This window comes from Leptolyngbya sp. BC1307 (genome assembly GCF_002286735.1).
Taxonomy (GTDB): domain Bacteria; phylum Cyanobacteriota; class Cyanobacteriia; order Phormidesmidales; family Phormidesmidaceae; genus Phormidesmis.
In genome coordinates this window covers 1-1,185 of record NZ_NRTA01000149.1, presented here as the reverse complement: position 1 = coordinate 1,185, position 1,185 = coordinate 1, and the positions used below count along the sequence as shown (strand labels likewise).

Sequence of the window (1,185 nt, the reverse complement as noted above, 5' to 3'; positions counted from 1 at the left end):
CAGGGCCATTTCATTTTCATGGAAGTGAGTTAACGTTTAGCATCTAGCCCTTTCGTCGGATGACTCATGAGCTTATCTACAGCAACGCTGCCTGCAACGGGTCAATTCGGCTCGCACGCTGAGCAGATTGAGATTCTAGCTGCCTTTTCAGAGATTCCTGATACGCGCCATAGCTTAGGTAAACGGCATGACATAGCGCTATGCCTCGCCTTGTTTACGCTGGCAATCGCCGCCGGGAACCAAGGCTTTCTAGCGATAGGAGATTGGCTCAAGAGCTATCAAGCGGAACTCATCGAGTTATTTAACCCACCCAAGCGGAGACTGCCTTCATACAGCACTATTCGGCGAGTGTTATTGACGCTCGACTACAAACAGTACTCAGCGGCGTTAGCTCGCTTCTTTGCTGTCGAGCCGCTACCAGGGGAGACGCTGGCGATGGATGGTAAGCAACTGCGTGGGTCATATCAAATAGAGACGAACAACCCCGAGTCCCCGCCTCATCCGGCCATTCTATTGGTGAGTGCATACATTGTTGAACGTGGGCTGATTCTCGAACCGCATCAGGTAGATAGCAAAACCAACGAGATTAAGGCGCTGCCTGAGTTCATTGAGCAGCTCGCACTTAAAGGTGTTGTGATTGCCTTTGATGCCATCAGCACCCAAAAAAACATGTCAGTTGATTGTCGATAGTGGCAATCACTACCTCGGTGCACTCAAAGGTAACCAGGGTAACTTGCTCAAAGATGTTGAGACTCATTTTTCCCAGCCACAAGTTCATATCGATATCAGTGAAGGTCATGGGCGCTGGGAAAAGCGAGTTGTCAGCCTATGTCATCAGTTAGAGAATATTAAACCTTGGCCGGGACTCAAAACACTTATCCGCGTAGAGAGCGAGCGGCGCTTCACAGTTAAAGGACTTGAGCACTACTCCAAAGAAACACGTTACTACGTGGCTTCTTTCATAGAACCAGTGGCTGAGACTGCCAACCGAATTCGAGGCTATTGGGGAGTGGAGAACAAGGTTCACTATGTTCGCGATGTGACGCAAGGCGAAGATGCTTCGCGCATTCGGATGCATCAACTGCCGCAAATCTTTGCGGTGGCACGCAATTTTGCGCTCAACGTCTACCGTGACAATGCGTTTGTCAACATGGCTCAAGCTCAGCGCTGTTGCCAGTTTGGCTT

The 1,185-nt window shown here is 50.0% G+C and carries 2 protein-coding genes; both read left to right on the top strand.

All coding sequences use genetic code 11. The annotated features are described in order from the left end of the window. Positions 1–66: 66 nt before the first annotated feature. Complete coding sequence (locus CKL79_RS22465; protein ID WP_121971713.1) at positions 67–690, top strand: ISAs1 family transposase; 624 nt, start codon at positions 67–69, stop codon at positions 688–690. Then, positions 677–1,185 (top strand): ISAs1 family transposase (locus CKL79_RS22460; protein WP_170944174.1); only part of this gene is annotated, 509 nt, incomplete at its 3' end. The genes CKL79_RS22465 and CKL79_RS22460, both read left to right, overlap by 14 nt.

Coding starts and splice junctions, on each gene's coding strand:
- CKL79_RS22465 (WP_121971713.1), top strand. CDS start 67: ATGAGCTTATCTACAGCAACGCTGCCTGCAACGGGTCAATTCGGCTCG.